The organism is Aminobacter sp. Y103A (assembly GCF_030294925.1).
Classification (GTDB): Bacteria; Pseudomonadota; Alphaproteobacteria; order Rhizobiales; family Rhizobiaceae; genus Aminobacter; species Aminobacter ciceronei.
In genome coordinates this window covers 69799-92356 of record NZ_AP017986.1, presented here as the reverse complement: position 1 = coordinate 92356, position 22558 = coordinate 69799, and the positions used below count along the sequence as shown (strand labels likewise).

Annotated in this window: 24 protein-coding genes; 7 read left to right on the top strand and 17 right to left on the bottom strand. The window is 65.1% G+C overall.

Annotation, left to right across the window (positions count from 1 at the left end; genetic code table 11):
* Complete coding sequence (locus Amn_RS00480) at positions 1-189, top strand: hypothetical protein (RefSeq protein WP_157096968.1); 189 nt, start codon at positions 1-3, stop codon at positions 187-189.
* A gap of 43 nt (positions 190-232) precedes the next feature.
* Here the strand turns inward: Amn_RS00480 and Amn_RS00475 are convergent, their stop codons facing one another.
* From Amn_RS00475 to Amn_RS00465, 3 genes are all read right to left on the bottom strand, one after another.
* A complete protein-coding gene (locus Amn_RS00475; protein WP_067955648.1) occupies positions 233-1192 on the bottom strand; it encodes a hypothetical protein in 960 nt (319 codons plus the stop codon).
* 61 nt (positions 1193-1253) lie between these two features.
* A complete protein-coding gene (locus Amn_RS00470; protein ID WP_067955650.1) occupies positions 1254-1508 on the bottom strand; it encodes a hypothetical protein in 255 nt (84 codons plus the stop codon).
* Positions 1509-1745: 237 nt separating this feature from the next.
* Positions 1746-2120 carry an SPW repeat domain-containing protein gene (locus tag Amn_RS00465; protein ID WP_067955652.1) on the bottom strand — a complete coding sequence of 125 codons (375 nt, stop codon included), beginning with the start codon at positions 2118-2120 and terminating at the stop codon, positions 1746-1748.
* A gap of 231 nt (positions 2121-2351) precedes the next feature.
* Between Amn_RS00465 and Amn_RS00460 the strand changes: the two genes are divergently transcribed.
* A complete protein-coding gene (locus Amn_RS00460) occupies positions 2352-3944 on the top strand; it encodes an alkaline phosphatase family protein (protein WP_083948343.1) in 1593 nt (530 codons plus the stop codon).
* On the opposite strand, the gene Amn_RS00455 is transcribed toward Amn_RS00460, so the two are convergent.
* Both Amn_RS00455 and Amn_RS00450 read right to left on the bottom strand, forming a co-directional pair.
* Positions 3928-4824: a glycosyltransferase family 2 protein gene (locus Amn_RS00455; protein ID WP_067955656.1), complete on the bottom strand. Its 897-nt coding sequence runs from the start codon at positions 4822-4824 to the stop codon at positions 3928-3930. The genes Amn_RS00460 and Amn_RS00455 overlap by 17 nt on opposite strands.
* A 119-nt stretch (positions 4825-4943) precedes the next feature.
* The gene (locus Amn_RS00450) at positions 4944-5264 is read right to left on the bottom strand and encodes a hypothetical protein (RefSeq protein WP_286294240.1); all 321 of its coding nucleotides are present in this window, start codon (positions 5262-5264) and stop codon (positions 4944-4946) included.
* A 173-nt stretch (positions 5265-5437) separates the two neighbouring features.
* Here Amn_RS00450 and Amn_RS00445 point away from each other — a divergent pair, with 173 nt between their 5' ends.
* Positions 5438-5794, top strand: a complete 357-nt coding sequence (locus tag Amn_RS00445; RefSeq protein WP_067955657.1) for a septal ring lytic transglycosylase RlpA family protein — start codon at positions 5438-5440, stop codon at positions 5792-5794.
* Positions 5795-5824: 30 nt separating this feature from the next.
* Here the strand turns inward: Amn_RS00445 and Amn_RS00440 are convergent, their stop codons facing one another.
* The 7 genes from Amn_RS00440 to Amn_RS00410 form a co-directional block, all read right to left on the bottom strand.
* Positions 5825-6880, bottom strand: coding sequence for a D-alanine--D-alanine ligase family protein (locus tag Amn_RS00440; RefSeq protein ID WP_067955659.1), 1056 nt, complete (start codon positions 6878-6880; stop codon positions 5825-5827).
* A gap of 159 nt (positions 6881-7039) precedes the next feature.
* Positions 7040-7909 carry an SMP-30/gluconolactonase/LRE family protein gene (locus Amn_RS00435; protein ID WP_067955661.1) on the bottom strand — a complete coding sequence of 290 codons (870 nt, stop codon included), beginning with the start codon at positions 7907-7909 and terminating at the stop codon, positions 7040-7042.
* Between the two features lies 1 nt (position 7910).
* A complete protein-coding gene (locus tag Amn_RS00430; protein ID WP_286294239.1) occupies positions 7911-8546 on the bottom strand; it encodes a 2-dehydro-3-deoxy-6-phosphogalactonate aldolase in 636 nt (211 codons plus the stop codon).
* On the bottom strand, positions 8543-9484 hold the full coding sequence (locus tag Amn_RS00425; protein WP_067955665.1) for a 2-dehydro-3-deoxygalactonokinase: 942 nt from the start codon (positions 9482-9484) through the stop codon (positions 8543-8545). The genes Amn_RS00430 and Amn_RS00425 overlap by 4 nt, the downstream gene beginning before the upstream one ends.
* Entirely contained in the window at positions 9481-10248 is a 768-nt protein-coding gene (locus Amn_RS00420) for an SDR family NAD(P)-dependent oxidoreductase (protein ID WP_192312741.1), read from the bottom strand. Before Amn_RS00420 ends, Amn_RS00425 begins: the two co-directional genes overlap by 4 nt.
* Before the next feature lie 254 nt (positions 10249-10502).
* Positions 10503-11846, bottom strand: a complete 1344-nt coding sequence (locus Amn_RS00415; protein ID WP_067955669.1) for a putative bifunctional diguanylate cyclase/phosphodiesterase — start codon at positions 11844-11846, stop codon at positions 10503-10505.
* A gap of 189 nt (positions 11847-12035) precedes the next feature.
* Positions 12036-12677, bottom strand: a complete 642-nt coding sequence (locus tag Amn_RS00410; RefSeq protein WP_067955670.1) for a ferric reductase-like transmembrane domain-containing protein — start codon at positions 12675-12677, stop codon at positions 12036-12038.
* A gap of 106 nt (positions 12678-12783) precedes the next feature.
* On the opposite strand from Amn_RS00410, the gene Amn_RS00405 reads away from it, so the two are divergent.
* From Amn_RS00405 to Amn_RS00395, 3 genes are all read left to right on the top strand, one after another.
* On the top strand, positions 12784-13431 hold the full coding sequence (locus Amn_RS00405; RefSeq protein ID WP_067955672.1) for a TetR/AcrR family transcriptional regulator: 648 nt from the start codon (positions 12784-12786) through the stop codon (positions 13429-13431).
* 147 nt (positions 13432-13578) lie between these two features.
* Positions 13579-14523 carry a glutathione synthase gene (gene gshB / locus Amn_RS00400; protein WP_182574474.1) on the top strand — a complete coding sequence of 315 codons (945 nt, stop codon included), beginning with the start codon at positions 13579-13581 and terminating at the stop codon, positions 14521-14523.
* 65 nt (positions 14524-14588) lie between these two features.
* Complete coding sequence (locus Amn_RS00395) at positions 14589-14990, top strand: VOC family protein (RefSeq protein ID WP_286294237.1); 402 nt, start codon at positions 14589-14591, stop codon at positions 14988-14990.
* A 124-nt stretch (positions 14991-15114) separates the two neighbouring features.
* Here Amn_RS00395 and cml read toward each other — a convergent pair whose 3' ends face one another.
* Together cml and Amn_RS00385 are read right to left on the bottom strand one after the other, a co-directional pair.
* A complete protein-coding gene (gene cml / locus Amn_RS00390) occupies positions 15115-16299 on the bottom strand; it encodes a CmlA/FloR family chloramphenicol efflux MFS transporter (protein ID WP_154385264.1) in 1185 nt (394 codons plus the stop codon).
* A gap of 350 nt (positions 16300-16649) precedes the next feature.
* Positions 16650-17690: a sensor domain-containing diguanylate cyclase gene (locus Amn_RS00385; protein ID WP_286294236.1), complete on the bottom strand. Its 1041-nt coding sequence runs from the start codon at positions 17688-17690 to the stop codon at positions 16650-16652.
* Positions 17691-17972: 282 nt separating this feature from the next.
* Between Amn_RS00385 and Amn_RS00380 the strand changes: the two genes are divergently transcribed.
* Positions 17973-19505: a YifB family Mg chelatase-like AAA ATPase gene (locus Amn_RS00380; protein WP_067955681.1), complete on the top strand. Its 1533-nt coding sequence runs from the start codon at positions 17973-17975 to the stop codon at positions 19503-19505.
* Between the two features lie 258 nt (positions 19506-19763).
* Here Amn_RS00380 and Amn_RS00375 read toward each other — a convergent pair whose 3' ends face one another.
* The 3 genes from Amn_RS00375 to Amn_RS00365 form a co-directional block, all read right to left on the bottom strand.
* Positions 19764-20393 (bottom strand): transglutaminase-like cysteine peptidase, encoded by a 630-nt coding sequence (locus Amn_RS00375; RefSeq protein WP_067955683.1) that lies wholly within the window; start codon positions 20391-20393, stop codon positions 19764-19766.
* A gap of 300 nt (positions 20394-20693) precedes the next feature.
* Positions 20694-21965 carry a polyhydroxyalkanoate depolymerase gene (locus Amn_RS00370; protein WP_286294235.1) on the bottom strand — a complete coding sequence of 424 codons (1272 nt, stop codon included), beginning with the start codon at positions 21963-21965 and terminating at the stop codon, positions 20694-20696.
* Positions 21966-22258: 293 nt separating this feature from the next.
* On the bottom strand, positions 22259-22546 hold the full coding sequence (locus tag Amn_RS00365; RefSeq protein ID WP_055982026.1) for a DUF1330 domain-containing protein: 288 nt from the start codon (positions 22544-22546) through the stop codon (positions 22259-22261).
* Between the last annotated feature and the right edge of the window lie 12 nt (positions 22547-22558).

The following is a 22558-nucleotide window of genomic DNA, read 5'->3' as shown; positions in this document are numbered from 1 at the left end:
ATGAAATGCTGCGTCTACACAGTGCTCGTCGGTGGCTATGAGCACCTCAACGAGCAGCCGGTCGCTTCGCGCTCCCAGCTACCCTTCATCTGCCTGACCGACGATCACGCGCTGCGCAGCGAAAGCAGGGACTGCCGCGTTGTCGAACCGCTGTTTCCGCAGGATCCGATACCAGCCAGCGCAACCTGAAAATCCGCCCGCATGTCCATTTGCCCGAACACGACTGCTCCATCTACATCGACAACTCCGTGATCCTGAAACGGCCCCCCTCCGAACGAATGCTGGAGCTGATCCGGCAATCGGCTTCCTCGTCGCACCGCATTCCTACCGGGAAACGGTACTGGATGAGTTCCTGGAGATGGCGAGAAAAGGTTCTGACGACGCCTCCCGCATTTTCGAGCAGCTCAACCACTGCACGCTGAGCTGCCCCGAAATACTGGAGGAGCGCCCATGATGGACAGGCATGATGATCCGCGACCATCGTTCGGCGCGCGTCACTTCCATACTTGAAGCCTGGGCCTTCCACGTGATGCGCTACTCGCGCCGGGATCAGCTCTCGATGAACGTGGCGTTTCGGTCGGCCAGCTTCAGCCCAACAGCATGGGCCGTGGACAACAGGGAATCCGACCTGCATCTCTGGCCACATACGGTGGGACGGAATCGCGACCTGGGTTCCCGCAATCCGGCGATCAGCCTGATGCCCGCAGCCGCCCGCGTGCGGCGCATGGAGCTGAAAGAGGCCGCATGGACCGCGCAGGAGCATGCCTATCGCGCCGAGATCGAACGGCTTAACGCGAAAGCCGAGGCGCGCAAACCGCACAACCGATTGCGCAGGCTGGGCGAAAAGCTCCTTCGGCTGCCCGACAGGCGCACTGGCAGCCGAACGCCAGAAGAAGCCGTCGCGCTGCCGGTCCGTGTCCGCGCGCCTGGCGGCGCGTGGATTCATGTCGACCCGCTGGACCGTCGCGCCCAGAAACTGATCCAGTCCGACGGCAATCTCAATCCGCCCGCCCTGTCTGCCTGGCATCTGCTGCTGCAGCAGCATGCCTGGACGCATGTCATCGATGTCGGCGCCAACTATGGCGAGATGCTCGTCAATGGCGGCCTGCCTTCCGGGGCAAGCATCATCGCGGTCGAACCCAATCCGGCGATCCGCCCCTATCTCGAACGAGGCAGGGCTGCCGGCGATCATCCTGGACGCTGCGTTGTCCGACAAGGAAGGCCAGGCCGCGCTTCACGTCGACCCAAACTGGTCAGGAACGGCTCGTCTCGCCAAGCCCGGCGACAACGGCGCCTTGCCGGTGCGGACGACCACGCTCGACCGGGTCCTTCGCAGCTTCGATGCAGGTCCTTCGATGATGCGCGTGCTGGTCAAGCTGGATGTCGAAGGAGACGAGGCAAACATCCTGCGCGGTGCGCTGGCCATACTGCCAAGCCTCGGCGAATTCGCGGCGCTGGTCGAGATCCTGCACGTTGCGCCGGCCGATCTCGTCTTGCTGGTCGAGCATTTCGAGATCTCGCTGCTCGACATGCAGCCGGGCGGCGGGCTGGTGAGGCCCCCTCCACGGCAGCTCGGTGACATGCTGCGTCCGGGCGCTACCACACGCAGGATGCCGTGTTGCGACGGCGCAGGTGAAGCGCACCAGACAATTCTGTCTGGCAATTCCCCGGTCCGGAATCCCGTACCGTTCCGGCTTCGCAGACCGCCCCCCGAAAGAGGTCCCCTCTCCTGTCTCCCGCTGCTGCTATGCCTCGAGGTTGCGGTTGCGATCCTGCCAGAGTTCAAGGGTCGCCAGCACCGCCACCGCGATGCCGAGGCCGATGTGCCAGCTGCGCAGAGCGCCGCCATATTCGAAGACGAACGGCTGCACCACCATCCAGACGCCGCAGAACAGCGACAGGATTTCTTCCCAGCGCCGCAGGAAGATCTGCTCCAGTCCGGACAGAACGACGATCGCAGCACCGACGAGCGCGGTGACCGCCATCATTGTCGGCATCTCGGTCACGCCGAGCCACATCGGCGAGACGATGATCGCGGCGCCGAGGATCATCGACACGATGTCCTCCCAGCGCCGATGCCGGGTGAGCCCAAGGGGCTCCATTACGTTTAGCGTTGCCATGATGAACAATCCTCTTTGGCTACGTTCGAGTTAAGCTCGAGCGCCCGTGAGGACTATGTGCGTGCCAGTCGAACTCCTCAGCGGGCGTTCTCGCACTGGGAATATTATCTCAGATATCGGTAAGAAATTCAATGAAGCGCCGGTGTCGCAGGCTACCGCGTCCTATCCGGCCATTGTCGACCTTGGCTGGCTCAGCAATACTGGTCGTGGGGAACTCAGGCTGGAGGGAAAATGCCGCGCGTCATTGCAATCGGGCTAGACGGGATGGACCACGACCTCGTCGAGCGGATGATCGGCGAAGGACGCCTACCCAACCTCGATCGGTTGCGGCGCAACGGCATTGGCCTCAAGCTCGATCATGGCCGCGACAAGCTTTCGGGTCTCGCCTGGGAACACGTCGCCACCGGGCTCGCGCCATCCGATGGCGGCCGCTGGTCGGCGGTCCGTTACGATCCGGCCACCTATGACGTCCTTCAGGAAGAAGTCACTGCCGCTTCCTATCTGCCGGGCATCGGCCGCAAGGTGGTGGCCTTCGACTTGCCCTATTGCCGCCTGGGCGACAGTGGCGATGTCCTCGGCCTCGCCGCCTGGGGTGCGCATGATCCCGGCGTCGAGGCCCATTCCAATCCACCTGGTCTCGCTGCCGAAATTGCCGGCAGGTTCGGCCCATACCCCGCCCCGGAATGGATCTACGGCTTCTGCTGGCCTTCCGCCGCGAAAACCGAAGCGGCCGCCGCCGCCCTGATCGCTGCAGTCGAAAAGCGCCGCGAGATCGCGCAGTGGCTGCTGCGCGAGAGGCTTCCCGACTGGGATCTGGCGATCGTCGTTCCCTCCGAGGCACACTCCGGAAGCGAGCCGTTCTGGCACGGCATCGATACCGAACACCCCCTCCATCATCACGCCTCCGCAGTCCCGGCAAGGCGAGGGATGATCGGCATCTACGAAGCGCTCGACCACCTGGTCGGCGACCTCGCCGACACCTTCCCTGACGCGACGGTGCTGGCCTTTTCCATGCATGGCATGGGCATGAACGAGGGCGACGTGCCCGCGATGGCGCTGCTGCCGGAGCTGCTCTACCGACGCAGCTTCGGCAAAGCCTATATGCGCGACCTCAAGCCTGCGGCGCGCCTTGCCGACGGCACGCCGCTGCTGGGTGAGCATGAGGGTTGGGAGCCGACGCTGCGCAAGCTCGCTCCATGGCCGGACAAGCCTGGCCCCATTGCCCGCGCGCTGGTCAAGGCAGGCATAGGCAGGCGGCGCGACGCCGAATCGCTTCGCCGCCAGCGGGAGCCTCGCGGCATCGGCTGGATGCCCGCGACGCGCTATCGCGGCTTCTGGCCTGATATGGACGCCTTTGCCATTCCAGCCTTTTACGACGGACAGATTCGGCTGAACCTGCGCGGCCGGGAAGCATCGGGAAAGGTGGCGCCCGAACGCTATGATGCACTCCTCGACGAACTTGAATTGCTGCTGTCGCAGTGCCGCGATCCGCTGAGCGGCGAACCGGCGGTGCGCGAAACGTTCCGGGCTGGCAAGCCACCGTTCGAAATCGGGCCACATGAGGCCGATCTCTACGTCCTTTTCCGCAAGGGCCTTCTTGGCATGACGCATGAGCGACTCGGCACCGTCGGTCCGCTGCCCTGGCGCCGGACGGGTGGCCATACCGGCGACTGGGGGTTCATCTTCGGTGCCGGCCCGGGCCTCGAAGCCGGCCGCTCGGGCACCAGCAGTTCCTTTGACGTCGTGCCGACGATCCTGGATCTGTTGGGCGTATCCCCGGATCTGGCCCCCAGCGGAAAGACGCTGCTCAGAGATCCGGTCTGACACCGGCCTTTCCTGCCAGCTGCGCCGCCTTGACGAACAGCTTTAGCCATTCCCGGGGCTCCATCCTCGTCCGCGCCCGCCGATAACGGCGAAAGGCCCTACCGGCCTTGAGCCGACCCAGAAGCGACGCCGGGTGCGCGGACATTCGCTGCTGTGCGTCGGCGTGAAAATACCCCCACAGCCAGACCTCGCTCTGCCGCTCCGGTCCGATGAGATGGTCGACGATCGCTTCGGGAACCCAGCACCCGTGGTGACCGGCGGCAATTGCGGCGCGCATCACAGCGATCTCCTCGCCGCCGGCGAACGGGCTGCCTGGCCGCCGGCCAAGCTCGGGATCGAAGCGAAAGCGGCGCTGGGCATCGGTCACCATGCCGTAGTTGGCGCCGAACGGAAGATCGGCGTCGACGTCGGCAAAGACATCGGCTGTGGCTCGCCGCCGGGCCGCATAAGCGCCCTCCACCACATCAAGCCCGGCCAGCAGCCAGGCGGGCGGCTCTCCGTCCAGGCGCGGAACGATCACGCCGCCAAAGATGCTGCATCGTGGCGATGCGGCCATGGCGGCTGCATAGGCACGCAGGAAGCCGGGCCGCACCAGGGCGTCGTCGTCGAGCCAGACGATCAGCCGTCCGCGCGCCTCGTCAATGGCCCGGTTGCGGGCGTGGGACAGCCCGCCCCGCGGCTCCGCGACGACGACCATCGGCAGTCGGTCGGCGAAACGCTCCGCCACCGGCACTGTGTCGTCGCTGCAGTCATTGGCCACAACCACGATTTCGAAGCTGGAGCTCGGCTTTTCGGCCGCGGCGAGTGCGGCAAGGCATCGCAAGAGCAGCGGCGCCCGGTTGCGGGTGCATATCGCAATCGTCATGCCGATTTCGGTCAATTGCCCCTCGCACCCAATACCGACCGGACCGGCCACGCCTTAGCGAGCCTATTCTTAGCGGCTCGGCGCCCAGCTGCAATTGTCTGACGTGTTGTCGTCCGGCAGTGCAACCGTTCGTTTCACCTGCCGGGGCGTCTGAGCCACAAAAACGCGACACAACCGGCCAACGCCGTCACGATCCCGATCCAGAACCATTCTGTACGCCCTGTCATGAAGCTGCCGCCGAGCAGGCCGGCGCCTTGCAGAATCCAGACGATGCCTATGACGACCGCGAGTCCCGCCACGATGTTTGGCAATAACTTCATTTTGACACAGCCTCCCTGTTGATTATCTTCACAACGCTCGCGTGATTCTTGATATTTCTTTCGTTCTGAAAGTATCATCAAGAAGTTTTTCGCCAGCGGCGAATCCAGTGATTCAGCGATGAACTCGTCGCCCACTCCGCAATTATGAAGATATTCCTTCCTTGCGTCCCGAACGGGCCTGACAAACTGTTACCTTGAGACTCCAAACGTGTGCGCTCGCCTCGGAACTGCCCGATGCTTGCCGCATTCGCTGCCACATTTCGGGTGAAACCGCTCCGTGTGTTTATCAACAGAGCGTTAACCAGAAGATGAAGAACCGCGCCAAGCCCGCGATCGCGGCGGCCACCCTCGCCGCCGGCATGATGATAGCCCTCACCGGCACCGCTTCCGCCCAGTGCGGCAAGGCGTCCTGGTATGCACTGACCTCGAAGACCGCTTCGGGCGAACGCATGAACCCATCGGCCATGACCGCGGCGCACCGCTCGCTTCCTTTCGGCACCAAAATCCGCGTCACCAACCAGAAGAACGGCAAGAGCGTCGTCGTCCGCATCAACGATCGCGGCCCATTCATCAAGGGCCGCGTGCTCGACCTGTCCAAGGGCGCAGCCCAGCAGATCGGCTTCGTCAGGTCGGGACATACGTCCGTCTGCATGCAGCGCACCTGACGGTTGCGCTGCCAAAGACGCGGCGCGCCTCTAACCGATGCGCCGCGCCGCCGTCTCGGCCATTGCCTCGGCGAGGCTGAGCTGCCACTCCGTCCGGCAATAGGCGCGGAAATCGAAGCAGGGCAGGCCCGGGCAGACCTCGAATTCGATGAGGTGCACGGTGTCGTCGGCCTCGACGCGGAAGTCGAGCGAGAAGACATCGCGCAGGCCGATGCCCGCCACCAGCCTTGCGGCGATCCGCCGGATGCGCTCGGCCGCGCGCGGCTGCAGCGACGCCACCTGCACCAGTTCCGGCTCGACATACTTCCCCGCTTCCCTGGCTGCCGCGCCGGTGTCGCCATAGAGCGCCATACTGTCGGCCATGGTCTGGAAATCGCCACCTGAATCGACAAAAACGATGCCGAGCGCCTCGGGCCCAACTTCAGGATCGACCGCCAGGAAGCTCGCCCGCACATTGCGGCCCGAGACATAGGGCTGGACGATGACGTCGTCGCGGTAGGCGTCGAACACCCTGCGCCCGAGCGCCAACGCCTCCGTGACGTTGGCGATACGCGAATCCGCCCAGATGCCGATCTTGGCGCCGAGCCGGTTCGGTTTGACAAAATAGCCCGACGAAGACGCCAGCGGTTCGACCAGCCATTCGCCGCCGCGCACGAGACCCGCCGCCGGCACCGGCAGGCCGAGAGCCGATAGCACGGAACCGGCACGAAACTTGTCCTGGCACAGCGCAAACAGGCTGTCGTCGGCGCCGATGGTCCGCAAGCCGTTCAGCCGGGCAAGTGCCGGTGCGGCACCGCCACGGAAAAAAGCGATGCCGTCGGTCAGCGTCCACACCAGGCTGGCGCCACGGTCAACTGATGCCAGCACCGCTGCCGCATCGTCCAGTTCGACGGCGCGAAAATCGAGGCCACGCCTGGCGCATGCTTCATCTAGGGCGCTGAACTCCGGCACCATGTCGGTCGACTGCGCCAGATAGGACGAGATCTCCATCGCCGCCTGGGCCGAGAAGCCGTCATCGAGCAATCGCTCCGAACACGCACGCTCCGGCTCATGGACGAGAAAAAGCGTCGGTTTTTGTCCGGCCATCGGCACTGTTCCTGCATGCGGGCGGCGCGGAAGCACTTCGCCGGTGCACGACAATGGCATCCCCGTCGTCTCAGGCTTGCCGGAAAACCGACCTGTTGCCATCGTCCGGGCGACAAGGCCCGCCAGTTGAAGGACTGCAGAGCGGGCGCTTGCCGCGCCTCAGATCAGTACGTTCGGCTCATGCCGACCATTGACCTGGATGTCGAGCAGGAAGGTCTTGCCGGCATGCGGATCCGCCCGGCGCGCTTTGGCGCTCATGCCTTCGGCCGCCGAGGTCACCACCATCCGGTCGGCGGCGTGCCCGACGAAGGCCGGGCACGAGGTCTGCACCGCCGGCACTGGCACGCTGCGCACCAGCTTGCCGTCGGGCGCATAGGCGTCGACGCGGCCGCCGCCCCAGCTGGCGTTCCACAGCACCCCGTCGCGGTCGACGACCGAGCCGTCGATGCCGCCCCTGTCGCCGCGCCGATCAACAAACAGCTTCGGCTCGCCGAGCGGCAGACCGGTGTCGGCATCGCAGTCGAGGCGGTAGAGCAGGTTGACCGCCGTGTCGGTGTAGTAGGCGGTCTTGCCGTCCGGGCTGAAGCAGATCGAATTGGGAATGCTGATCGCCGGAAAAAGCAGCCTGAGCTCGCCACGGAAGAACCAGTAGATGGCGCCGGCACCGGCCTCGGCCTTCTTGCCCATGGTGCCGAACCACAGCGCGCCGCACGGATGCACACGCGCGTCGTTCGAGCGCGTGCCGGCATTGGCGGCTTCGACCGACATATGCAGCTTGAGCTTGCCGGTCGTAGCATCGCGGACATGCAACCCGGTTTCGGTGAGCAGCAGCTGGCGCTCGCCGTCGATCGTGGCGATCGCGCTCGCCATCTCGTCCAGTTGGTGGATGCGCGTCTGCCCGCCGGACAGCTTCTTCTCCAGCATCCGGCTCGCCAGTATGTCGAACCAGCAAAGCGTGTCGGTGGCGGGATCGTAGGTCGGGCCCTCGCCGAGCTCGCAGGTCTCGTCGGACAGGATGCTGGCCGCCATGTCAGGCACCCTTGCCGATGGCGTCCCAGCCGGCCACTGCCGCCCGGGCGCGTTTGCCGACGTCGGCAGCACTCATGCCGGGTTTGTAGAGGCTGGAGCCGAGCCCGAACAATTGCACACCGACCTTGGCGTAAGCGGCGAAATCGACCTCGGACACGCCGCCGACGACACCGACCTGCGTCTCCCTGGGCAGCACGGCACGGATCGCCGAAATGCCGCCTGGCCCGAGCACGCTCGCCGGGAAAAACTTCAGCGCCGAGGCGCCCAGCCGCAGAGCCAGGAACGCGTCGGTCGGCGTCATCACGCCGGGCATCGTCACCATTTTGTGCGCACCCGCGCGGCCCATCACCTCGGCATCGATGTTGGGGCTGACCAGCAGCCGCCCGCCGGCATCGTGAAGCCGATCGACATCCTTGGCCCACACCACGGTGCCGCCGCCAACCAGTGCCGCAGGCAGCGCCCTGGCCAGGATCTCGATCGAGCGGAACGGATCGGGCGAATTGAGCGGCACCTCGATCGCCTCGATACCGGCATCGAACACCGCCTGGCCAACGCCAAGCGCCTCCTCCGGTTTCAGTCCGCGCAGGATGGCAACCAGCCCGCGGCCAAGCTCGGGGAACGGTGCAGTCACGCTCATTCAGCCACTCCTTCAGCCAGCATCCCATTGCGGCGGGCAGCGGCCACCAGGCCGGCCAGCACCGCTTCATCGGCATCGGCGATCGTCACCGCAATGCCGGCGAGGCGCATCGCCTCGGCGTAGAGCCCGCCCAGCGCGCCGGAGACGACAAGCACGACAGGCGTTTCGCGCCGGCCGAAGCGCCTGACCGCCGAGGCAACCTCGGCGCCGATCAGCAGGCCCGAAAGTGCCGCTGCCGCATCCTCCTGGCCGAGTCCGGAGAGCAGGCCGGCGGCGCGGATGCCGAACAATCTCGCGCCGATGTCGCCGTCGGACAGCGCTTCCCCGCACCAGTCGCGGAAGACCTTGCTGTCCGGCGACACCTTTGCCGGCTTGTCGCCGATCGAGTGGCGCAGGATCGAATGCTGAGCCAGCACCGAGAACATCTCGCCGGTCGGCCAGGTGCCGAAACCCTGGATGGCGCCGCCCGCGGCGGTCACCCATTTGCAATGCGTGCCGGGCATGCAGACGAGATGGCTGCCCGCTCCGATCAGGGCGGCAATGCCGGCGAGCTGGGTCTCCTCGCCGCGCATGACATCGGGCGCCCGCCGGTCGCGCTGGGCCAGTCCCGGCACGATGCGGATGTCGCGGCCGGCACCCGACACGGGCACGGCGGCGCCCAGAATGTCGCCCAGCGACGACGGCACGTCGACATAAGGCGCCTCGACCCAGCCCTGGCGCGCACCTGCCATGCCGCAGACGATCGCCGGCAGGTCCTTCGCCGCGCCCATGTCCTGCAGCTGCCTGTCGAGAACCGTGGCAAAACCCTTGTGCTGCGCCGTGAGCAAGCCCTCGTCGCTGCGCCGTTCGTCCAGCACCGCGCCCTTGGCGTCGAGCAGCCAGACACGCAGCCTGGTCGTGCCCCAGTCAACGGCCGCTATCGTAGGGGTAGCACTCACAAGATACCTCCATCGACGATCAGCGTCTGTGCCGTCAGCATTTTCGACGCGTCCGAAGCCAGGAAAAGCACCGGCCCAACCATGTCTTCCGGCAGCATCATCCGCTTGATGCACTGGCGCGAGATATGCGCCTTGAGCGACTTCTCGCTGACCCACAATTCGCGCTGCCGCTCGGTGATCACCCAGCCCGGCGCCACCGCATTGACCCTGATGTTGTCGGGGCCGTAGCGCCCGGCAAGCCCCTTGGTCAGGCCAACGATCGCAGCCTTTGCCGCCGTGTAGGCCGGCATGGCGCCGATGTTGAGCATATAGGAGGTCGAGCTGAAATTGATGATCGAGCCGCCGCCGGCCTTGACCATGCCCGGCGCCACCGCCTGGATGGTGAAGAAATGCGGCCTGATGTTCACCGCCTGGTTCTCGTCCCAGCTCTCGGGAGTGACATCTGATACCTCGTGGCGCAGGTCGTTGGCAGCGTTGTTGACCAAAACCGTCACCGGGCCATGCTCTTCCTCGGCCCGGCCGACGGCCCGGCGCAACTCCGAGATGTCGCGAAGGTCGGCGCGCAGATAGAGCGGCCGGTTGCCGGTCGCCTGCTCGATCTCGTCACACAGCTCCTGGCTCGGCTTCAGCGCGATGTCGATGAAGGCGACCTTCGCGCCCTGCCGGGCAAACGCCTCGGTCAGCGACGCACCGATGCCGGTGCCGCCACCAGTGATCAGCACCGACTGGCCCTCGAGATCAGGAAAACGTGCCGATGGCATCATGATCTTTCCCCTCGCCTCGCCCACTTCCCCCAAAGCCGGACATGCCCACCGTCATAGAGCAAGATCGCAAGAAGTGGGAACCGGTTTTCGGAAAAGATCGTGCTCGCTCACGGAAAATTCGGAGCATCCTGCCGGAGCCTCGAACGGGAACAGTCTATCACGCCATGCTCCCGGACCGGCGCCCCGACCTTGTGTTCGCGACGGGTGCAGCACAGCCACCGCGCGACGCGAGAAGTGATGTCAGGACATGTCGGTCAGACCGCCCGGGCGAAGCTCCCGCCGCGATGGGCTTCGCGCAGATAGCCGAGCGTGGCGGCGGCGTCGGCCGGACGGCCGAACAGATAACCCTGCCCGCCGGCACAGCCGAACTGCGTCAGCCGTTCCGCCTGCGCCTCCATCTCGATGCCTTCGGCGACGACATCCATGCCGAGGCCTTCGCACATCGCCAGGATGGCGCGGATGATGTGTTCGGACGGCCGGTCTTCGAGGATCGAGGCAACAAAGGCGCGATCGATCTTGAGCTTGTCGAAGCGGAATTCGCGCAGGCGCCCGAGCGACGATTGGCCGGTGCCGAAATCGTCGAGCGAGACACGGATGCCGACGCGCCTGAGATCCTCGACGATCTTTTCGGCCGAGGCGGGATCGGTCATCAGGCCGGTTTCGGTGATCTCGATCTCAAGGCGGCGCGGGTCGAAGCCGGTGCGCTCGAGGATCGACAGAATGTGCAGGCCGGTGTTCTGGTCGACCAGCTGCGACGGCGACAGATTGAATGACAGGAACATTTCCTTCGGCCAGCTGCGCGCCGCTTCCGCCGCCTTGCGCAGCACCAGCTGCGACAGCGGGCCGATGATGCCGCGCTCCTCGGCGATCGGAATGAAGACTGCCGGCGAAACGAAGCCGAGGTCGCGGTCGGTCCAGCGTGCCAGCGCCTCGAAACCGATGGTGCGGCGGCTGTTGAGATCGACGATCGGCTGGAAATGCGGCGCGACATCGCCGGCGGCAACCGCACGGCGCAGCGCCTGCTCGATTCGGGTGACGCGCTTGGCCGCCTCCTCCATCTCGCGGGTGTAGACGACGACGCGGCCGCGACCCGAGCGCTTGGCGTGGTAAAGTGCTGTCTCGGCCTTGCGCACCAGCGTCTCGGTGGTGTCGTCGCTCGAATGGAACAGCGAGCAGCCGACCGACGCCGACAGGCGCGCCGTGCGCTCGCCGACATCGTAAGGTGCCGACAGGATTTCGATCAGCATGCGCGCTTTCTCGGCCGCCGCATCCTCTGAGAACACCAGCGGGTAGAGGAAGGCGAACTCGTCGGCGCCGATACGCGCCACCGCCGAATAGCCATCGCAGGCGGCGCGCAGCCGCATCGCCACCTGGATCAGGATGTCGTCGCCGGCGCGGTGTCCGAACAGGTCGTTGATCGGCTTGAAGCCGTCGAGATCGAGGATGCCGACGGTGAACGGCGCGGGGTCCTCGGCGCGGTCGCCGATCAGCCTTTCGACCTTGTCGAAGAAACGACGCTGGTTGCCCAGCCCGGTCAAGGCATCGGTGAAGGCCAGATCCGCCGTTTCCCTGTCCGAATGGCTGACGCCGATAGGCATGCTTTGTCTCTGTTCTGCTAATATTTGCAACTGTTGCAGCACAGTGCCAGCAAAGCGTTTAGGAATTGTATTCAATCAGCTTGCCGTCCGGATTTCGACACGGCGTCGAAACCGGTTTCAGCGATGGCAATCCGGCGCTGCCAAAATGCTGGATCCAGGCGCCAGTCAGCCATCAAATTGACGCGCAAGCTAAGCGCCTTGCCCGGCCACGTCGCGCTCGCGGCCACACAATTGGCTCATCAACCGGAGCGCGATCGCGGCAAGGATCAGTGCCATGTAAGGCCAGTACATTCCCGGGTTCAGCACCGCCCGGCGCCCGAAATTGACGACAAAGAAGACAGCCAGGAACCAGGCGCCACCGCCGTGGATGATGCGCCAGGCTTTCGGCCCGATCGCGGCAGCCGTCCGGTCGAACGACGTTGCCGCCATCAGGATGATGGCGAGATAGCCGGCGCCGCCGGCGATGAAGGCGGCGGGCGCCGTGAGCTCGTCGAACAGCACCGGATCGAGCTGCGACAGTGCGATGATGGCGACGGCATGGACGCCGTGCGAAAAGGCGAAGGCCAGGCCGAAATGGCGGCGGTTCGCCCTGATCCAGCGCGACATGGCCGATGGCCAGAGCCAAGCCAGGCTCGAGGCGGTGAATGCGAGCACGAACAGCATGAGTGAGGTGCGTGCGGTGAGCCTGATCACCACGCGCGCGCCGTCGACCGGATCGCCTGCCAGGCCGGCAGCAGCGCCGCACGCCGCCAACACGACCAAGCCAAGCCAGGCTGTCAGCCGCCAGCCGCTGGGCGGCCATCTCGAAGTGCTTTCGGGCCAGACCCGCATGATTTTTCCTCCTATGTAATCACTGCTTACATTCGGTTGCAAAGAACTGTCAAGTCGATGTTTACGCCGCTTACATTTCGGCCCGCCGACCGCTACTAGAAGAGGCATGACCAACTCTTCCCGCGCGGCGTATCATCACGGCAACCTCGTCGAGGAGCTCATCGCCGCCACCATCGGGATGATCGAGGAGAAGGGCGTCGACGCCGTTTCGGTGCGCGAAGCCGCAAAGCGCGCCGGCGTTTCGCCTGCGGCCCCCTTCCGCCATTTCGCCAACAAGACAGCTTTGATGACGGCGGTGGCCGAGCAGGCGATGGGCCGCTTGACCTTGTCGGTCCAGCAGGAGCTGTCGGCGACCGGCGACGCCGACCCGGTCGAGGGCCTGCGCGCCATCGCGCGGGGCTATCTCGCCTGGGCGCTCGCCAATCCGACGCACTTCGACGTCATCGCCTCGCGCACGGTGATCGACTTCCACGGCTCGCCGAAACTGACCGGCGAAACCGAGGCGATCCGCCTGGTCATGCTCGACCTGATCGCCCGCGGACAAGCGTCCGGCCGAATATCTGCAGCCCTTGCCCCCGACGCGTTGATGCTGTCGGCGCGCGCCTTCATCTATGGCCTGTGCCGGATGTGGATCGACGGCCACTTTGCCGAATGGCATGTCGAAAAGCCGGCCGGGCAGGCCATGGCCGAAGCGGTCGAGCTGTTCATCGACATGATCGGCGGGCGCCATGCGACGAACCTCTCCGGGACCTAGCATCGGCCAGCCGATGCATCGGGTGAACTTGTTCGCACCCGCCGCCATTGCATAAGGACGGCAAATTGCTACATCCTCGTCACCGCAGAGCGCGACCGGAGCCCGGCCCGCGCGACAAGATTACCGAAAGCCGCGCCGGAGACGTCCATGCCGCTCAAGATCGCCGTCCAGATGGACCACATCTTCACCGTCAACATCGCCGGCGACACGTCGTTCGCGCTGTCGCTGGAGGCCCAGCGACGCGGCCACGAACTCTACCACTACACGCCCGACCGGCTGTCGATGCGCGATGGCAAGGTCTTTGCCCGGATCGAGAAGCTCGAGGTCCGCGACGTCAAGGGTGACCACTTCACCCTCGGCGAGCCCGTCCGCACCGACCTGTCGGAGATGGACGTGATCCTTTTGCGCCAGGATCCGCCCTTCGACATGAACTACATCACCACCACCCACATGCTCGAGCGCATCCACCCCAAGACGCTTGTCGTCAACGACCCGGCATGGGTGCGCAACAGCCCGGAAAAGATCTTCGTCACCGAATTCGCCGACTTGATGCCGGAGACGCTGATCACCAAGGATCCGCAGGAAGTGGCCGCCTTCCGCAAGGAGTTCGGCGACATCATCGTCAAGCCGCTCTACGGCAATGGCGGCGCCGGTATCTTCCACCTGCACGAGGCCGACCGCAATCTGTCGTCTCTGCTCGAGATGTTCGGCCAGCTGTTCCGCGAACCCTACATCGTCCAGCGCTACCTCAAGGACGTGCGCAAGGGTGACAAGCGCATCATCCTGATCGACGGCGAACCCGCCGGCGCCATCAACCGCGTGCCGGCCGAGCATGATGCCCGCTCCAACATGCATGCCGGCGGGCGGGCCGAGAAGACCGAACTCACCGAGCGCGAGCGCGAAATCTGCGCCCGCATCGGCCCGTCGCTGCGGGAACGCGGTTTCATCCTCGTCGGCATCGACGTCATCGGCGACTACATGACCGAGATCAACGTGACCTCGCCGACCGGCATCCGCGAGGTCAAGAAGTTCGGCGGCGCCGACATCGCCGCGCTGTTCTGGGACGCGGTGGAGAAGAAGCGGGCGAAATAGCCCCTTTCGCCTGCGGCGACATCACGACCCACGTCGATGAAGTTGACCAGCATGGAGGCAAGACAATGGAACTGAAGCGCGGTCGTTTGATCGACCATCTGCATTTCCGCACCCGCGACCTCGCGGCAAGCAAGCGGTTCTATACGGCCGTGCTTGGCGTCCTGGGGATTCCGATCATCGATGGCGGCGCGCATTTCTACGCCGACGAGCTGTGGGTCGACGCCGGCGAGCAGTCCAGCCGCGTGCATGTTGCGTTTCAGGCTACCGACCGCAGTGTCGTCGACCGGTTCCACGCCGCAGGTCTTGCTGCGGGCGGCAAAGACAATGGCGCGCCCGGCGAGCGCGCCTATCATCCCGGCTACTACGCAGCCTTCCTGTTCGATCCCGATGGCAACAACATCGAAGCCGTGTTTCACGGCCCCGCCAACCGCTCGGTCGACGCGGTTACGATCACCTGGGCTCCATAACAAGGACAGCGTGATCCCGTCGGTGCCGCCGGCGGAGATGGCTGCAACTCCGGCTTCAAGCGCCGCGCCCCTGACAAGGGGACGCGGCAAAAGGCGGCCTGCAAGGCCCCCTGGAGTCACAGACTTACCCCACCTGCAACCACCTCAGGCCGCACAGCGTCGCAATTGCCATGACCGCGCAATAGGCGGCGAGCGGCCAGGCTGTGTCGCCGCCGAGCATGAGCACCGCCAGCGTGCCCATAAGGCCGACGATCAGGCTCTGAACGCAGAAATAGAGCGCCACCGCGGTGCCTGCGGCATCGCCGAACGCTTCGAGCGCGCCATTCGCCGTCACCGCGCCGGCAAAGACGATACCGATGGCGATCACCCACATCGGCATGATGAAGGTCGCGAAGGAGGGTTGGCCGAAAAGCTGGCCAAGACAGAGCAGCACTGCGCCTGCGAGCAGCATCGCCATGCCGCGCTTCAGGCTGCCGGGTATCCCCCAACGCGCCACGAACAGTTTGGCGAAGCGCGTGGTGACGATCATGGCCACCGCCGCGGTGGCAAAGGCAAGGCTGAAGCCGAGCTGCGAATAGCCGGCGCGATCGATGAGCACGCGTGGCGCCGTCGAAAAGAAGACGAAGAACGCCCCCATCGCGGCGCTGAAGCCGAGCGTATAGACGAGGAAGGCCGGGCTCTTGAGGATCGCCCGGAAGGCGGGGCGCGACTGGGTCGTTTCGGGCCGGGTCTCGTGCCAACGCAGAAGCGCATTGACCATGGCCAACACGGCGAGCAAGCCGAGCGTGGCGAAGATCGCCCGCCAGCCCAGGCCATGAGCAATAAGCGCGCCGGCGATCGGGCCGAACGCCGGCACGCAGGCCAGCATGGCGCTGAACAGGCTGTAGATAACAGCACCTTCCGGCCGCTCGGCATAGGCGTCGCGTACCGTGGCGAAGGTGGCGACGAGTGCCGCGGAGGCGCCCAGAGCCTGGACGACGCGCAGGGCGACGAACAGCGGCGCCGAGCTGGTGACGGCAAGCAGGAACGAGGCGGCAGCAAACAGCAGCACGCCGCCGAGCAGCACCGAGCGGCGGCCGATCCTGTCGGAGATCGGGCCGAAGATCACCTGCCCGAGGCCGAGCACGATCATGTAGAGGCTCAGCGTCAGCTGGACGACGTCGGGCGTGGTGGCGAGGATTGCCGGCATCTCCGGCACCACAGGCAGGTAGATGTCCATGGCCAGCGAGGCCAGGATGTCGAAGGGCGCCATCAAAAGCAGCGCCGCGGGCAGGGAATGGCTCCACGTGGGAGAGTTTCGATTGGGCATGACTTTTCATCCGCACAAATGAATTTCATCTGGCGGCGATCTGCCACTTCGCTTGTCGATTACATCGGCTGGATGTCAGGAAACGATTTCCAGCAACCGCGCCGGACCGATCAGTGATCAGGAAATGAGGGGGCAGGGCGCCGCAACAACGTCTTGGTGTTGTTGCGGCCTACCTGTCTGCGGACTTGGCTGTACCCATGTTCGTCTCGCGGAGAAGCGCGGTGGCGTCTTGATTGGCTCGCGGCTTCCTAGCAGCCCGCCTGGCCCAGAACAACCCCGGGCCTCGGAAGGACGCGGCTCGGGCGGCCCCGCCGAAAAACCAGCTCGCCAGCAAAAAGCGCAGTCGCGCCTCAGGCGGCGCGCGGATTTCTCACTGCGGCGGCCTCGGTCGCCTTGAAGATCCGGAAGGTGTTGCGACCCGCTGATTTGGCGGCATAGAGCGCGGTATCGGCTCGCACCAGCAGATCCGAGGGGCTGCGCACTTCATGAATCGCGATGCCGATCGAGGCGCCGAGCTTCAGGGCCCGGCCGCCGTGGTCGACCGGTCTGCCCAGCCTGTCGATGATCTGGCGCGCCAGTTCCGAGATCGCCGCAAGGTCCAACTCCGGCCCCACCAGCACGGCGAACTCGTCGCCGCCGATGCGCGAGACGAGCTCGACGCCGGCGCAGGCGTTTTGCAGACGCCGGGCCACTTCCTTCAGGCACTCGTCGCCGGCGACATGGCCAAAGGTGTCGTTGATCTGCTTGAAGCCGTCGAGGTCGACCAGCAGCAGCGCTCCGAGCGGAGGCCGATCGTCGGCATCGGCCGTCAGCTCCGCCAACTTGGTCTGGAACCGGCTGCGGTTGGCGAGCCCGGTCATGACGTCATATTCGGCGAGATAGCGGGTCTGGTCGGCCAGAATCTTCTCTTCGGTGATGTCCTGCTTCATGCCGAAGATACGCACGGCAACGCCATCCTCGCATTCGACGCTGGCAGTGATGCGGATCCAGCGGCGATTGCCCTTCGCAGTCACGATCTCGGCGTCGAGGCCGAAGCCGGTGCGCTCCGCAATGCCCTTGCTGCGCTTGGCATGCAGCTCGATGGCGGAAGCCTCGGTGTAGCATTTGACGATGTCCTCACGGACGAGCGGTGCTCCACGCGGCAGGTCGAACAGATCATAGACCACGTCGGTCCAGTGCAGCGCCTGGTCGGCGAGGTTGCATTGCCAGACGCCGATGCGGGCAGCGGCCGAGGAGCGGTCGAAAATCTTCTGGCTGTGCGCCAGCGAGGCCGCTTGTTCGCGGATCAGCGCCGTCTGCGCCTCAAGCCTTGCCTCGAGCCCCGCGATGATGGCGTCGCTCTGCCTGAGAACGGCCCGCCGCCGTATGTGCCGCGATGACGGACTGCGCATGTGGATAGCCCCTGTTTCGGGCAGAGCTTCGCGCGGCGGCGCTTAATATTCCCTCTCTCTAATGCCGCAAGGGCAGATTGCTGCGCACCAGGGTTAACGTATCCCGAACGCACCATGCCGACGTGCATGTTCTTGAATTGTTCTTGCGCACCTTTGCAATCTATGCTTGTCTTTGGCTGAGGCTTACGCAGGCGAGGGGCCGCCTGCCGGAAGCAACGTGCATGAATTCGCCACAGCGCATCCGTGCGGCCCCAAGGAGCGCGGTGCTATAGGGAGGGCAGCATGGTTTCGCGCGTGCGCACTGTCGCGTTCCAGGGCATCGAGGCGGTTCCCGTCGACGTGCAGGTGATGGTCGCGCCCGGCAAGGTCGGCATGCAGATCGTCGGCCTGCCCGACAAGGCGGTGGCCGAAAGCCGCGAGCGGGTGCAGGCGGCGTTGCACGCGTCCGGCCTGTCGATGCCTGCCAAGAAAGTCACCATTAACCTTGCCCCGGCCGACCTGCCCAAGGAAGGCAGCCATTACGACCTGCCGATTGCGCTCGGGCTGATGGCAGCACTCGGCGCCCTGCCGGGCGATGCTCTCGCCGCCTATGTCGTGCTCGGCGAGCTGTCGCTGGACGGCACCATTTCGGCGGTCGCAGGTGCGTTGCCGGCGGCAATCGGCGCCAATGCCGAGGGCAAGGGGCTGATCTGTCCCGCCGCCAGCGGACCGGAAGCCGCCTGGGCCGGTGCCGACATCGACATTCTGGCGCCGCGCAGCCTGATTGCCATCGCCAACCATTTTCGCGGCACCCAGGTACTTTCCCGACCCGAACCCGGCATTCGTGCTGCGGCGCGCGACCTGCCCGACCTCGCCGACATCAAGGGCCAGGAAAGCGCCAAGCGAGCGCTCGAGGTCGCCGCCGCTGGCGGCCACAACCTCTTGATGGTCGGCCCGCCTGGCGCCGGCAAGTCGATGCTGGCGGCGCGGCTGCCCTCGATCCTGCCGCCTTTGTCGCCCAAGGAACTTCTCGAAGTGTCGATGATCGCCTCGATCGCCGGCGAACTCGCGGAAGGCAAGCTCACCGACCGGCGCCCGTTCCGGGCACCGCATCATTCCGCCTCGATGGCGGCAATGGTCGGCGGCGGCTTGAAGGCGCGACCGGGCGAAGTATCGCTCGCCCATCACGGCGTGCTGTTCCTCGACGAGCTCCCCGAATTCACACCACAGGTGCTCGATTCTTTACGCCAACCGCTCGAAACGGGCGAATGCATGATCGCCCGCGCCAATCACCGCATCACCTATCCGGCGCGCATCCAGCTGGTCGCGGCGATGAACCCGTGCCGCTGCGGCATGGCCGGCGAACCCGGCTATCGCTGCCTGCGCGGCACGCGCTGCCAGTCCGACTATCAGGCACGTATCTCCGGGCCGCTGCTCGACCGCATCGACCTGCGCATCGAGGTGCCCGCGGTCTCGGCCTCCGACCTCATCCGCGGCAGCCGCTCGGAAGCCAGCGCCGATGTCGCCTTGCGTGTCGCCCGGGCGCGGACGATCCAGCGCGAGCGCCTCGAACGCCATGGGGTCACAGGTGCCACCACCAATGCGCAGTGCGCCGCAGGCCTGATCGAAGACATCGCCGCGCCCGATGCCGCTGGGCTTTCGCTGTTGCGCGACGCCAGCGAAAAGCTCGGCTTTTCCGCCCGCGCCTATCACCGTGTGCTCAAGGTGGCACGCACGCTGGCGGATCTCGATGGCAGCGAGACTGTCGGCCGCATTCACCTCGCCGAGGCGATTTCATATCGCATGAGCGCCGAGCGCATGGCGCAGGCAGCGTAGGAAGAGGAGGGGCGCCGCAAGCGCAGTTCAGGCTGTCGCAAGGGAGGTGAAGGCAGTAGACGAGCCCAATGAAAGCGAACAGCGGACATGCAGCGTCCGCGGCGCTGGCGGAACTCAACCTCACCGCTCGGTAAGTCTAACGGGACGGTGGCATATGGCCGCCGTTTTGCCTCGCCAGAGGACGCGGCCAGGACCACTTGGCCACAAGCCGCCCTGCGAAACACGAAGGAACAGCGGTTACCGTATCCGCAAGAGACGCTACTTGACCGAGCCGACCAGCATCGGCTGGCCTTCGCGGATCGTCACCCAGCGGCCGGTGTTCTCGCTCGACTGGCGCTTGAGGTAGCTGTAGCCGGTCTCGTCCCACTGGCGCACGGCATCGGTCAGATTGTCGAGGATGAAGTCGCCCTTGGAGGTGCGCACGGTCAGCACCGCATGACCCTCGCCATCGGGCTTGCGCACCACCGTGATCAGCAGGTTGGACAGCTTCAGACCTTCGCGGTTCAAGGTCCGGCGCTTTTCCAGCACATAGTCCTCGCAGTCGCCTTCACTATTGTCGGGGTAGGTCCAGACCTCGTCGCGGCCATAGATGTCGATATCGTTCATTGGTTTGACGGCGGCGTTGACCGACACGTTGACGGCGACGATCTTGCGCCACATCGCGCCTGTCATCTGCTCGGGCCCGGTGTCGCGCGACCGGATCGAGCACTCGGCCGGATTGAGGCGGCAGAAATCGTAATGGCCGATCGGCTGCGACGTCAGCCCACCCGTAGTCATCGGCTGGGACGCAGCAAAGGCTGCGCCAGCGGACAAAACCACGCCCGTCATCAGCCCGAAAAACACACCGGCACGCCCCGCCGCGCACCGTACGCCTGCTGCGGAAATCATCTGCCCCGCTCGCCCCATTTACATCGTTAATAAAACGTTAAGAGCGAGGGGCAGGCGGAGTCAATCAAAGCTCGCTGCAGATTGCAGACATGGTTACCGCAGCGGCGGCCAAGCGATAATTGTGCAACAGACGCACGGCACGGCGGCCGGACAACCGGAGCCGGCTTTCGCCAGCCGCGCTGCACGAATTCAACGAGTTAGGGTGCCCTGTACCCGAAAAGGCGCACAGAACGCAGAAAGGCCCGGCGTTTGCACCGGGCCTTGCCTGTGGAAAAGATGAACCTGGCTGGGCGGCGGCCGTCAGGCCTTGCGCACCAGCCGAGGCTTGGCCGCCTTGCGTGCGGATGCGCCATAGCTTGCCATGAAGTCGACGATGCGGGGCACGATCTCGGCGCGGAAGCGTGAGCCGTTGAAGACGCCGTAATGGCCGACAGCCGGCTGCATGTAATGCGCCTTCATGTCCTGGGGAACGTTGACGCACAGATCATGCGCTGCCTGCGTCTGGCCGAGGCCCGAAATGTCGTCGTTCTCGCCTTCGACGGTGAACAGCGCGACGTTGCGGATTGCCGAGGTGTCGACGGGCTGGCCGCGATGGGTCATCTCGCCCTTGGGCAAAGCGTGGCGCACGAACACAGTGTCGACCGTCTGCAGGTAGAATTCGGCGGTCAGGTCCATCACCGCCAGATATTCGTCATAGAAGTCGCGGTGCTTCTCCGCCCCGTCGCCATCGTTCTTCACCAGGTGCATGAAGAAGTCCTTGTGGGCGATGATGTGGCGGTCGAGGTTCATGGTCATGAAGCCCGACAACTGCAGGAAGCCCGGATAGACCTCGCGGGCAAAGCCGGGCGCCGGCCACGGCACCTGCATGATGACGTTGTCGCGGAACCAGTCGATGCTCTTCTTCTCGGCCAGTTGGTTGACGGCGGTCGGATTGCGCCGGGTGTCGATCGGGCCGCCCATCAACGTCATCGTCGACGGCGCGAAGCGGTCGCCGCGCGCCTCCATCACGGCGACTGCGGCGAGCACCGGCACCGAAGGCTGGCACACCGCCATCACATGGGTGTCCGGTCCCAGCGCGTGGAACATGTCGATGACATAATCGATGTAGTCGTCGAGATCGAACTTGCCTTCGGTCACCGGCACCATGCGGGCATCGGCCCAATCGGTGATGTAGACGTCGGCATACGGCAGCATTGCCTCGACAGTGCCACGCAGCAGCGTCGCATAGTGGCCCGACATCGGCGCCACGATCAAAAGCTTGGGGTCGGGGCGGCTGCCGGCGGGCAGGTCGCGCTCGAAGCGGATCAGATTGCAGAACGGCCGCGACCACGCGACCTTCTCGGTCACCGCCACCGGCTGGAAGTCGACAACCGTCTTGTCGAGACCGAAGGCGGGCTTGCCGTAGCGGCGCGTCGTGCGCTCGAACAGTTCGGCCATCGCCGCCACCGAGCGGCCGACCGGCATGTGCGAGAACGGGTTGAGCGGGTTGGAGTAGAACAGCTTGACGGCGTCCGCATAGGCGCGGGCCGGCTGCAGCGCAGCATGGGTCGATTCATAAAGCTGGTAAAACATGATGTCCTCATACGGCCATTCGGGGAGGCGAGCCGGCCGGAGGCCCGTCATGCAATGCAACGAAGTTAACAAACATCTGCTGCGATGCAATATCTCACTTGGTGTGAAACAGGGTCATTCTTTGGTCCAAGCTGTTGAAAATCCGTTTTCAATCGCGCCGCCGGCTCAGCACCTGTCGCCCTTGACGTTGTGCGACGCCGAAAGACCCCGAATCAGCCCGGCGGCCAAACACCATCGCCCCGCCGGGCAAGACTGCACGGCGGAGCAGGACAATTCAGAGTGTTGTGAAGCTGCTAGATGCCTTCGACCAGCATGATTTCGCCATCGGCAAACTGCTGGCGGATCGACTTGGCGTGCTGGTATTCGGGCGAGAAGTAGCAGTTGCGCGCGTCGTCCATCGAGGCGAACTCGATGATCACATTGCGGGCCCGGCCAGGCCCCTCCACCGCCTCATGGGCGCCGCCACGGGCGATGAACTTCGCACCGAAGCGTTCGAAGGCCGGCTTGGCCGCAGCGACATAGCCCTTGTAGCCCTCGGGGTCGCGAACATCGACGCGTGCGATCCAGTAAGCCTTGGTCATTCTTTCCTCCCG

Excerpts from the sequence above, each read along its gene's own strand:
- Amn_RS00420 (WP_192312741.1), bottom strand. The coding sequence starts at position 10,248 with ATGATGCCATCGGCACGTTTTCCTGATCTCGAGGGCCAGTCGGTGCTG.
- Amn_RS00475 (WP_067955648.1), bottom strand. The coding sequence starts at position 1,192 with ATGATCGCCGGCAGCCCTGCCTCGTTCGAGATAGGGGCGGATCGCCGG.
- Amn_RS00370 (WP_286294235.1), bottom strand. The coding sequence starts at position 21,965 with ATGTTTTACCAGCTTTATGAATCGACCCATGCTGCGCTGCAGCCGGCC.
- Amn_RS00385 (WP_286294236.1), bottom strand. The coding sequence starts at position 17,690 with ATGCGCAGTCCGTCATCGCGGCACATACGGCGGCGGGCCGTTCTCAGG.
- gshB (WP_182574474.1), top strand. The coding sequence starts at position 13,579 with ATGCCGCTCAAGATCGCCGTCCAGATGGACCACATCTTCACCGTCAAC.
- Amn_RS00460 (WP_083948343.1), top strand. The coding sequence starts at position 2,352 with ATGCCGCGCGTCATTGCAATCGGGCTAGACGGGATGGACCACGACCTC.
- Amn_RS00465 (WP_067955652.1), bottom strand. The coding sequence starts at position 2,120 with ATGGCAACGCTAAACGTAATGGAGCCCCTTGGGCTCACCCGGCATCGG.
- Amn_RS00380 (WP_067955681.1), top strand. The coding sequence starts at position 17,973 with ATGGTTTCGCGCGTGCGCACTGTCGCGTTCCAGGGCATCGAGGCGGTT.
- Amn_RS00435 (WP_067955661.1), bottom strand. The coding sequence starts at position 7,909 with ATGGCGGCCAGCATCCTGTCCGACGAGACCTGCGAGCTCGGCGAGGGC.
- cml (WP_154385264.1), bottom strand. The coding sequence starts at position 16,299 with ATGCCCAATCGAAACTCTCCCACGTGGAGCCATTCCCTGCCCGCGGCG.
- Amn_RS00415 (WP_067955669.1), bottom strand. The coding sequence starts at position 11,846 with ATGCCTATCGGCGTCAGCCATTCGGACAGGGAAACGGCGGATCTGGCC.
- Amn_RS00395 (WP_286294237.1), top strand. The coding sequence starts at position 14,589 with ATGGAACTGAAGCGCGGTCGTTTGATCGACCATCTGCATTTCCGCACC.
- Amn_RS00440 (WP_067955659.1), bottom strand. The coding sequence starts at position 6,880 with ATGGCCGGACAAAAACCGACGCTTTTTCTCGTCCATGAGCCGGAGCGT.
- Amn_RS00410 (WP_067955670.1), bottom strand. The coding sequence starts at position 12,677 with ATGCGGGTCTGGCCCGAAAGCACTTCGAGATGGCCGCCCAGCGGCTGG.
- Amn_RS00445 (WP_067955657.1), top strand. The coding sequence starts at position 5,438 with ATGAAGAACCGCGCCAAGCCCGCGATCGCGGCGGCCACCCTCGCCGCC.
- Amn_RS00430 (WP_286294239.1), bottom strand. The coding sequence starts at position 8,546 with ATGAGCGTGACTGCACCGTTCCCCGAGCTTGGCCGCGGGCTGGTTGCC.
- Amn_RS00470 (WP_067955650.1), bottom strand. The coding sequence starts at position 1,508 with ATGCTCGACCAGCAAGACGAGATCGGCCGGCGCAACGTGCAGGATCTC.
- Amn_RS00375 (WP_067955683.1), bottom strand. The coding sequence starts at position 20,393 with ATGATTTCCGCAGCAGGCGTACGGTGCGCGGCGGGGCGTGCCGGTGTG.
- Amn_RS00480 (WP_157096968.1), top strand. The coding sequence starts at position 1 with ATGAAATGCTGCGTCTACACAGTGCTCGTCGGTGGCTATGAGCACCTC.
- Amn_RS00405 (WP_067955672.1), top strand. The coding sequence starts at position 12,784 with ATGACCAACTCTTCCCGCGCGGCGTATCATCACGGCAACCTCGTCGAG.
- Amn_RS00365 (WP_055982026.1), bottom strand. The coding sequence starts at position 22,546 with ATGACCAAGGCTTACTGGATCGCACGCGTCGATGTTCGCGACCCCGAG.